Raw genomic sequence first — 10,011 nt, 5'->3', positions numbered from 1 at the left:
GGTTGATAGGCCAGATCTGGAAGGCGGGTAACCGCTGGAGGTGACTGGTACTAATAGGCCGAGGGCTTGTCCTCAGTTGCTCGCGTCCACTGTGTTGGTTCTGAAACCACGAACAACCGTCGTAGTCATGTGCCACGGCTCCGGTTGATTGTTTCATAGTGTTTCGGTGGTCATAGCGTGAGGGAAACGCCCGGTTACATTCCGAACCCGGAAGCTAAGCCTTACAGCGCCGATGGTACTGCAGGGGGGACCCTGTGGGAGAGTAGGACGCCGCCGAACTCATATTAGAGAGCTGGTCCCCGAACTTCGGTTCGGGGACCAGCTCTTTTTTGTTTTGCGTCACTTGCAGTTCACGTTGCGCGACCACGATCCCAGACATGGGTACTGCTGCAATGCTCAGGGCCGCGGGCGTCGGAACCGGTGACGAGGTCATCGTCCCGGCCTTCGGGAACGTCGAGGTCGCCGAGGCCGTGACCCAGGCCGGCGCCACCGTCGTCTTCGCCGACATAGACCCGGCGACGTACTGCCTCGCCCCGCGCGCGGTCGAAGCCGTCATAACACCCCGGTCCGCCGCGGTCGTCGTCGTGCACCGCTTCGGGCGCACCGCCGACCTGCCGGGCCTGCACGAACTAGGCCGACGGCACGGGCTGTTGGTGCTGGAACAGGGCGAGTCCGCGGCGCCGTACGACGAGATCGCGCAGCGCCGGGAGCGGGCCGCCTACCTCGACGGCCGGCTCAGGGGAGTGCGGACGCCCGACGGCGGCGACGGGCACACCTACCAGGAGTACGTCGTGCGCGTGCCCGGCAACGGGCGTCCGGACCGGGACGCCTTCGCGCGAGCCGTACGGGCCAGGGGAGTTGACTGCCGGGTGCCGGTCAAGACGCCGGTGCACCGCATGCCCGGGTTCCGCCGGGACGTCCACCTTCCCGAGACCGAGCGGGCCGCCGACGAGACCCTGTCGCTGCCCGTGGACGGGGCGTTGACCAAGCGGGAGATGCAGCGGATCGTCTCCGCGTGCAACGCGCTCGGCGGGCTCCTCCAGCCGGCTTTCTGAATTCCGCCCCGGTGGTTGGGACCACGGTTCTGTTCGGGGTATGATCTATTCCGTTGCCGCGAGGGAAACTTCGCAAAGCAGCAGGCCCCCCTAGCTCAGTCGGCAGAGCGTCTCCATGGTAAGGAGAAGGTCAACGGTTCGATTCCGTTGGGGGGCTCAGCAGAAAAGGCCTCCGCCCTTGTGGGCGGGGGCCTTTCGCATGTCCGGGGCCGGCCGGTGATCCGGCCGGCCCCAGCCGGATCAGTCGTTCTGGAGGCCCGGCACGCGCATCGCGAGGATCGCCATGTCGTCCGACGGGGCGTCCGAGGCGAAGCGTTCCACCGCGCGCATGATGCGGGCCGCGACGGCGCCCGCCGTCAGACCGGTGCACGTGGTGAGGACGTCCGCGAGACCGTCGTCCCCGAGCATGCGGGTGCCCTCCCGGCGCTCGGTGACCCCGTCCGTCACACAGAGCAGGACATCGCCCGGATCGAGGGTGACCGTCTCCTCGTACAGCTCCAGGTCTTCCATGACCCCGAGGAGCGGCTGGGGTTCGGCGGCGGGTTCGACCGTGCCGTCCTGGCGCAGGCGCAGCGGGAGCGGGTGGCCCGCGCAGACCACCTTCAGCAGGGCGCTGCCGTCCTCCTGCGGCCACAGCTCGCCGTACAGGAGGGTCAGGAAGCGGCTGCGGGCGCCCTCGTCGAGGATCGCGGAGTTCAGGCGCTCCAGGACGGCCGGGCCGCCGTAGCCCTCGCGGGCCAGCAGGCGCAGCGCGTGCCGGGCGAGGCCGGTGACCGCCGCCGCCTCCGGGCCCGTACCGCAGACGTCGCCGATGGCGAAGCCGTACGCGCCGTCGCGGATCGGGAAGAGGTCGTAGAAGTCGCCGCCGACTTCGTTGCCCTCGCCGGCCGCGCGGTAGATGACCTCGACCTCGACGTTCTCGATGGCGGGGAGTTCCGGGGGCAGCAGGCTGCGCTGGAGGGACTGGCTGATGGCCGTGCGCTCCGAGTACAGGCGGGCGTTGTCCAGGGCGAGGGCCGCCCGGCGGGAGAGGTCCTCGGCCAGTTCAAGGATCTCCTGGCGGAAGTGTTCGTCCGAGGGCTTGCCCAGGGTCAGCATGCCGATGACGCGGTTGCGGGCGACCAGCGGCAGGACGACGGTCTCGCCGCCGACCGCGGAGGCCGTGGCCAGCGTCGTGCCGATGCCGGAGTTCGCGGTGTCGGTCTCGCCGAGGCCCAGGCTGCGCATGGAGGTGCGCAGCGCGGCCTCGTGGGCCGCCGCGGCGGGCGCCGACCAGACGCGGGCGCCGGGGGTGGGCACCGGGTCCGGCGGGGAGATCTTGGACAGCAGCGCCTTGAGGCCGTCGATGCGTTCCTCGTCCTCGTGCAGGACGTACGAGAGGTACGGCTCGGAGGCCTGGTCGGCGATCGTGTAGACCGCGCACCAGGTGGCGAGGGTCGGGACGGTCATCTGGGCCATGAGGGCGAGGGTCTGGTCGCGGTCCAGGGTGCCGGCGAGCAGGTCGGAGGCCTCGACGAGGAACGACAGGGAGCCGCGGCGCAGCCGCTCCAGCTCGCCGAGGCGGGCCGACTCCACGGCGAGGGCGATGCGGTCGGCGGCGAACTGGAGGCGCAGGGCCTCCTCGTTGGAGTAGCGGCCCGGGGACTCGGCGGCGACGCCGAGCGAGCCGGTGAGACGGCCCTCGACCTTCAGCGGGACCGTGACCACCGAGCGCATGCCGGTGCCGCCGAGCAGCGGGACGGCGCCGGGGACAACTGTCAGGTCCTCGTGGACGGCGGGCATCCGGGCCGAGCCGTAACGTCCGGGGCCGGCCTCGACGGGGACGCGGGCGAAGCGCTGGCGGGCGGAGGGCAGGCCCGTCGAGGCGCGTACCTCCAACTCCGTCTCGTCGTCGGTGGCGAGGAGCAGGAAGGCGGAGTCGCCGTCGAGCATGTCGCGGGCGCGCTCCACCGTGCGCTGGAGAAGGCCGTCCAGGTCGTCCGGGGCGGGCGAGCCGATGAAGACCTCGAACGGGTCGGTGGTCTGGCCCTCGGCGGTGGTGCCCGAGTCGGCGGCGGCGAGCCGCAACGGCGTTTGCAGGACGGCCCGTTCGTGGTCGCGGACGAGGAGGCAGACCGTGGACGGTTCGCCGCTGGTGTCCCGGACCCGCAGATGCGAGGCGTAGACGGGGGTGACCCTGCCGTCGGCGCAGCGGATGCCGTAACTGCCCTCCCAGCGCGAGAGCTGGAGGGCCTCGACGATGCCGGTGCTGGTGCCCGGGGTGTGCGGCCAGGCGGCGAGGTCGGTGAGCTGTTTGCCGGTGACCTGGTCGGCCGCGTAGCCGAAGAGTTCCTCGGCGTCCTCGTTCCAGGCGTTGATGGCGCCCGTCCGGTCGATCTGGACGACCGCGACGCGGACCCGGCCGTCGGCGAGGGGGAGTAGATGGGCCGGCAGGGAGGGGCCGGCGGCGCGGGTGCCGACCGCGCGGTCGGGAAGGTCGAGCTGGAACCAGACCTGCTTCTGGGTGGGCGTGTACTCGACACCCCAGCGGCCGGCGAGGGCCGCGCACAGCTGGAGTCCGCGTCCGCCCTCGCGGTCGGGGCTGCCCATGTTGACGGCCGCCGCCTGGAGCGGGATCTCGCGTTCGGGGTAGTGGTCGGCCACCTCGATGCGTACGCCGTCGTCGCTGCGCAGACACAGAACGTCCGCCGAGGTGCCCGCGTGCACGACGGCGTTGGTGACCAGTTCGCTGGTCAGGACGACGGCGTCGTCCACGATGTCGGCGAAGCCCCAGCCCTGGAGGGTGTCGCGGACGAAGGAGCGGGCGGTCGCGACGGAGCGTCCCACCGGCTCGAAACTGGCGGCCGCGCGCGCGGTGATCACAGAACTCCTCGTCCGGTTGTCGGCGTGCCCGGCTTCCCGGCCGGCCCGCTCCTGGGTGGGAAGAGCGTGGTTCCCCGTCGGCCGGGGATCCTGAGGGGCTTCCCCAGGATGCAGTCCGGTGGTCATGGTGCGGCGCCCCTCCGATGCCTGCCCGCTCGTGCTCGTGCCACCGCCCAGGCCGGACGGGTCCGGCACGGTTGGACAGCCGCATGCAAGGTTACTTACCTTCGCCGCCCCTGCGGATGCCGGTCAGCACTGTTTCCGTCCGGAAGGGCCGGGAGTTTCCGCCCCCGCCGGTGTGTGGGGCCGCCTCCCGCCGGGGCAGGCTCCGGTTCGGCGGGGGTGGGGAGGGGGGCCCTGAGGGTGTGCGGACGATGTGCGAAGCTGCCGAACTGTTATGGCCTGGTTCCGCCGGGGTGAAACACTGGGCAGGCTCCATGGAGAAGGTCCGGGCAGGCCGAGAGCCTCCTCCGCACGCCGAGCAGCAGTACCCGAGTACGCCGAGCAGTAATGGTCGACCCTTGCGGGAGGGACACAGTGGAGTCTGGCGCAGCGACGCGGGGCGGTAGGACGCGCGCGAAAGGCGGACCGTCCCTGAACAGCGGGCGCTCACCCAAGGGCGGCACCACCGAGGTGGACACGGCGGCCCTGAACCGCATGCTGGCCGCCCTGGTGTCGATGCGGGACGGGAACTTCCGCAAGCGGCTCACCGTCTCCGGCGACGGGGTGATGTCCGAGATCGCGGCGGTCTTCAACGAGGTCGCCGACCGCAATCTGCATCTGACCGGCGAGCTGTCGCGGGTGCGGCGGGTGGTGGGCCGTGAGGGAAAGCTCACGGAGCGGCTGGAGACGGGGGTCTGCGAGGGCTCCTGGGCGGCGGCGATCGACGCGTCGAACGCGCTGGTCGACGATCTCGTACGGCCCGTGTCCGAGGTCGGCCGGGTGCTGTCGGCGGTCGCGGAGGGTGATCTGTCGCCGCGGATGGATCTGCGCGCCCAGGCGGCGGACGGGAACGGGCATCCGCTGCGCGGGGAGTTCCTGAAGGTCGGGCGGACGGTCAACAACCTGGTCGACCAGTTGTCGACGTTCACCGACGAGGTCACCCGGGTGGCCAGCGAGGTCGGTACCGAGGGCAAGCTCGGCGGGCAGGCCCGGGTGCGGGGGATGTCGGGCTCCTGGAAGGACCTGACGGACTCCGTCAACACGATGGCGTACCGGCTGACGGCCCAGGTGCGGGACATCGCCCTGGTGACCACGGCGGTCGCCAAGGGTGACCTGTCGCGCAAGGTCACGGTGCACGTGGCCGGCGAGATGCTGGAGCTGAAGAACACCGTCAACACGATGGTCGACCAGCTCTCGTCGTTCTCCTCCGAGGTGACCCGCGTCGCGCGTGAGGTGGGCACCGAGGGCGAGCTGGGCGGTCAGGCGCAGGTGCCCGGTGTGGCCGGTGTGTGGAAGGACCTCACCGACTCGGTGAACCTGATGGCCGGGAACCTGACGGCGCAGGTGCGCGGGATCGCGCAGGTGACGACGGCGGTCGCGAGCGGTGACCTGTCGCAGAAGGTGACGGTCTCCGCACGCGGAGAGGTCGCGCAGCTCGCCGAGACGATCAACCAGATGACCGAGACGCTGCGGACGTTCGCCGACGAGGTCACCCGGGTCGCCAACGAGGTCGGCGCCGGGGGACAGCTCGGCGGCCAGGCGAACGTGCCGGGCGCGGCGGGGACGTGGAAGGACCTGACCGACTCGGTCAACACGGTCTTCCGGAACCTGACGACGCAGGTGCGCGACATCGCCGCGGTGACCACGGCGGTGGCCAACGGCGATCTGTCGCAGAAGGTCACCGTGGACGTGGCCGGCGAGATGCTGGAGCTGAAGAACACCGTCAACACGATGGTCGACCAGTTGTCGTCGTTCGGTGTCGAGGTGACCCGGGTGGCGCGCGAGGTCGGCGTCGAGGGCGAGCTGGGCGGCCAGGCGCAGGTGCCGGGCGTGGCGGGCACCTGGAAGGACCTGACGGACTCGGTCAACACGGCCTTCCAGAACCTGACCGGCCAGGTGCGCAACATCGCGCAGGTGACCACGGCGGTCGCGAACGGTGACCTGTCGCAGAAGGTCACCGTGGACGTGTCCGGCGAGATGCTCCAGCTCAAGAACACCGTGAACACGATGGTCGACCAGCTGTCGAGCTTCGCGGACCAGGTGACGCGGATGGCCCGGGACGTGGGCACCGAGGGCCGGCTCGGCGGCCAGGCCCGCGTCGACGGCGTGTCCGGTACGTGGAAGGAACTCACCGACTCCGTCAACTTCATGGCGGGCAACCTGACCTCGCAGGTGCGGCAGATCGCGCAGGTGACCACGGCGGTGGCCCGGGGTGACCTGTCGCAGAAGATCGACGTGGACGCGCGCGGCGAGATCCTGGAGCTGAAGAACACCATCAACACGATGGTCGACCAGCTCTCCGCGTTCGCCGACCAGGTGACCCGGGTGGCCCGCGAGGTGGGCACCGAGGGCCGGCTCGGCGGTCAGGCGCAGGTGCCCGGCGTGGCCGGTGTGTGGCGCGACCTGACCGACTCGGTGAACGGCATGGCCGGCAACCTCACCGCCCAGGTGCGCAACATCGCCCAGGTGGCGACGGCGGTGGCCCGGGGTGACCTGTCGCAGAAGATCGACGTGGACGCGCGCGGCGAGATCCTGGAGCTGAAGAACACCCTCAACACGATGGTCGACCAGCTCTCGAACTTCGCCGAGCAGGTGACGCGGGTGGCCCGCGAGGTGGGCACGGAGGGCATGCTCGGCGGGCAGGCCGAGGTGCAGGGGGTCTCCGGCACCTGGAAGGACCTCACCCAGTCGGTGAACTTCATGGCCAACAACCTGACCATCCAGGTGCGCAACATCGCCGAGGTCACCACGGCGGTCGCCAAGGGCGACCTGTCCAAGAAGATCACCGTCGACGCCAAGGGCGAGATCCTGGAACTGGTCACCACCGTCAACACGATGGTCGACCAGCTCTCGAACTTCGCCGAGCAGGTGACCCGGGTGGCCCGCGAGGTGGGCACCGACGGCAACCTGGGCGGCCAGGCGCGGGTGCCGGGGGTCACCGGCATCTGGAAGGACCTGAGCGACAACGTCAACGTGATGGCCAACAACCTGACCAACCAGGTGCGCAACATCTCCCAGGTGGCGACGGCGGTGGCCAACGGCGACCTCACCAAGAAGGTCACGGTCGAGGCGAGCGGTGAGGTCGCGCAGCTCGCCGACACCGTCAACACCATGGTGAAGACGCTGAGTTCGTTCGCCGACCAGGTGACCCGGGTGGCCCGCGAGGTGGGCACCGACGGCATCCTCGGCGGCCAGGCGCGCGTCCCGGGCGTGTCCGGCACCTGGAAGGACCTCACCGAGTCGGTGAACGGGATGGCGTCCAACCTGACCGGCCAGGTGCGCAACATCGCGATGGTCACGACCGCCATCGCCAAGGGCGACCTGACCAAGAAGATCGACATCGACGCGCGCGGCGAGATCCTGGAGCTGAAGACCACCATCAACACGATGGTCGACCAGCTCTCGTCCTTCGCCGAGGAGGTCACCCGGGTGGCCCGCGAGGTGGGCACCGAGGGGCAGTTGGGCGGCCAGGCACGCGTGCGTGACGTGGACGGGACCTGGCGCGACCTCACCGAGTCGGTGAACGAGATGGCCGGGAACCTGACCCGGCAGGTGCGTGCCATCGCGCGCGTGGCGACCGCGGTGACCCGCGGTGACCTGAACCTGAAGATCGACGTGGACGCGTCCGGCGAGATCCAGGAACTCCAGGACTACATCAACAAGATGATCGCCAACCTGCGCGACACCACGATCGCCAACAAGGAACAGGACTGGCTGAAGGGCAACCTCGCCCGTATCTCCGCCCTTATGCAGGGCCGCCGCGACCTCGACGACGTGGCCTCCCTGATCATGAGCGAGCTGACGCCGGTCGTCTCCGCGCAGCACGGCGCGTTCTTCCTGTCCATGCCGCTGGTCGACGGCAACGAGGCGGGCGCCGAGGACGAGGAGGCCTACGAGCTGCGCATGCTCGGGTCGTACGGCTACTCGATGGGCTCCATGCCGACGTCGTTCAGGCCCGGCGAGGCGCTGATCGGGACGGCCGCCCAGGAGAAGCGCACGATCCTGGTGGAGAACGCGCCGAGCGGCTACCTGAAGATCTCCTCCGGGCTCGGTGAGGCGCCTCCGGCGCAGGTCATCGTGTTGCCGGTGCTCTTCGAGGGGACCGTGCTCGGGGTCATCGAGCTGGCGTCGTTCACGCCGTTCACACAGATCCAGAAGGACTTCCTGAACCAGATCGCCGAGATGATCGCCACCAGCGTCAACACCATCTCGGTGAACACCAAGACGGAGGTGCTGCTGCGGCAGTCGCAGGAGCTGACCGAGCAACTGCGGGAGCGCTCCGCTGAGTTGGAGAACCGGCAGAAGGCGCTCCAGGACTCCAACATGGAGCTGGAGGAGAAGGCCGAGCTGCTGGCCCAGCAGAACCGTGACATCGAGGTGAAGAACACCGAGATCGAGGAGGCCCGCCAGGTCCTGGAGGAGCGCGCCGAGCAACTCGCCGTCTCCATGCGCTACAAGAGCGAGTTCCTGGCGAACATGTCGCACGAGCTGCGGACGCCGCTCAACTCGCTGCTGATCCTCGCCAAGCTGCTCGCCGACAACGCGGACACGAACCTGACGCCCAAGCAGGTCGAGTTCGCCGAGACGATCCACGGCGCGGGCTCGGACCTGCTCCAGCTCATCAACGACATCCTCGACCTGTCGAAGGTGGAGGCGGGCAAGATGGACGTGTCGCCGACCCGGATCGCGCTCGTCCAGCTCGTCGACTACGTGGAGGCCACCTTCCGCCCGCTGACGGCGGAGAAGGGCCTCGACTTCTCGGTGCGGGTCTCGCCGGAGTTGCCCGCCACCCTGCACACGGACGAGCAGCGGCTCCTCCAGGTGCTGCGCAACCTGCTCTCCAACGCGGTGAAGTTCACCGACTCCGGGGCGGTCGAGCTGGTGATCCGGCCGGCCGGCGCCGATGTGCCGGTGGCCATCAGGGAACAGCTCCTGGAGGCGGGTTCGCTGCGGGACGCGGACGGCGACCTGATCGCGTTCTCGGTGACCGACACCGGTATCGGGATCGCCGCGAGCAAGATGCGGGTGATCTTCGAGGCGTTCAAGCAGGCCGACGGCACCACGAGCCGCAAGTACGGCGGCACGGGCCTCGGGCTGTCCATCTCGCGGGAGATCGCGCGGCTGCTGGGCGGCGAGATCCACGCGCAGAGCGAGCCGGGACGCGGCTCCACCTTCACGCTGTACCTGCCGCTGCACCCGAGCGAACTGCCGCCGCAGGGCTACGGGCAACTGGCCCCGGCGCTGGAGGCGGGCGAGCTGCTCGCCTCCGAGGCCGAGCTGGCCGCGTCGGGCGTCGAGATGACGGCCGAGGTGAAGTCGTACCAGGACACCCAGAACGGGCCCGCCGCCCTGTTCAGGAGGCGCCGCAGGACGCTTCCGGCGGCCGAGGAGCGCACCGCCGCTCCCGGGCAGCCGGAGAGCGATGCGGGAGCCTCTCAGGAGCAGTGGGCGGCCCCTGAGGCGGGACCGGAGCCGCGCCGGGGCATCCGCTTCGAGGGCGAGAAGGTCCTGATCGTCGACGACGACATCCGCAACGTGTTCGCGCTGACGAGCGTCCTGGAGCAGCACGGCCTGTCGGTGCTGTACGCGGAGAACGGCCGCGAGGGCATCGAGGTCCTGGAGCAGCACGACGACGTGACGGTCGTTCTGATGGACATCATGATGCCCGAGATGGACGGTTACGCGACGACCACGGCGATCCGCAGGATGCCGCAGTTCGCGGGCCTGCCGATCATCGCGCTGACCGCGAAGGCGATGAAGGGCGACCGGGAGAAGGCGATCGAGTCGGGCGCCTCGGACTACGTGACCAAGCCGGTCGACCCCGATCACCTGCTCTCCGTGATGGAGCAGTGGATGCGGGAGGGGTGACATGGCCGACACCGGGCGGCGGCGCGGGCCGCCGCCCGGTGACGCGGCGTCGACGCGGGTGTGA

Annotated in this window: 3 protein-coding genes, 1 tRNA gene and 1 rRNA gene; 4 read left to right on the top strand and 1 reads right to left on the bottom strand. The window is 69.9% G+C overall.

Going from position 1 to position 10,011, the window contains the following annotated elements; genetic code table 11:
- Positions 1-162: 162 nt before the first annotated feature.
- From rrf to AB0912_RS05050, 3 genes are all read left to right on the top strand, one after another.
- Positions 163-279 (top strand): 5S ribosomal RNA (rrf, locus tag AB0912_RS05060).
- Positions 280-392: 113 nt separating this feature from the next.
- Entirely contained in the window at positions 393-1,055 is a 663-nt protein-coding gene (locus AB0912_RS05055; RefSeq protein WP_366696553.1) for a DegT/DnrJ/EryC1/StrS family aminotransferase, read from the top strand.
- Between the two features lie 84 nt (positions 1,056-1,139).
- A tRNA-Thr gene (locus tag AB0912_RS05050) sits at positions 1,140-1,212 on the top strand.
- Between the two features lie 83 nt (positions 1,213-1,295).
- Here the strand turns inward: AB0912_RS05050 and AB0912_RS05045 are convergent.
- A complete protein-coding gene (locus tag AB0912_RS05045; protein WP_366696537.1) occupies positions 1,296-4,043 on the bottom strand; it encodes a SpoIIE family protein phosphatase in 2,748 nt (915 codons plus the stop codon).
- A gap of 411 nt (positions 4,044-4,454) precedes the next feature.
- On the opposite strand from AB0912_RS05045, the gene AB0912_RS05040 reads away from it, so the two are divergent.
- The gene (locus tag AB0912_RS05040) at positions 4,455-9,947 is read left to right on the top strand and encodes a HAMP domain-containing protein (RefSeq protein ID WP_366696536.1); all 5,493 of its coding nucleotides are present in this window, start codon (positions 4,455-4,457) and stop codon (positions 9,945-9,947) included.
- The last annotated feature ends 64 nt before the right edge of the window (positions 9,948-10,011 follow it).

Origin of the sequence: Streptomyces sp. NPDC007084 (assembly GCF_040703595.1) — a bacterium.
Taxonomy (GTDB): Bacteria; Actinomycetota; Actinomycetes; order Streptomycetales; family Streptomycetaceae; genus Streptomyces.
The sequence above is the reverse complement of the archived record's forward strand: the minus strand, read 5'-3'. Positions and strand labels throughout refer to the sequence as shown.

Bases quoted from the DNA above. Each gene is read 5' to 3' on its own strand.
- AB0912_RS05055 (WP_366696553.1), top strand. From the start codon at position 393: ATGCTCAGGGCCGCGGGCGTCGGAACCGGTGACGAGGTCATCGTCCCG.
- AB0912_RS05045 (WP_366696537.1), bottom strand. From the start codon at position 4,043: ATGACCACCGGACTGCATCCTGGGGAAGCCCCTCAGGATCCCCGGCCG.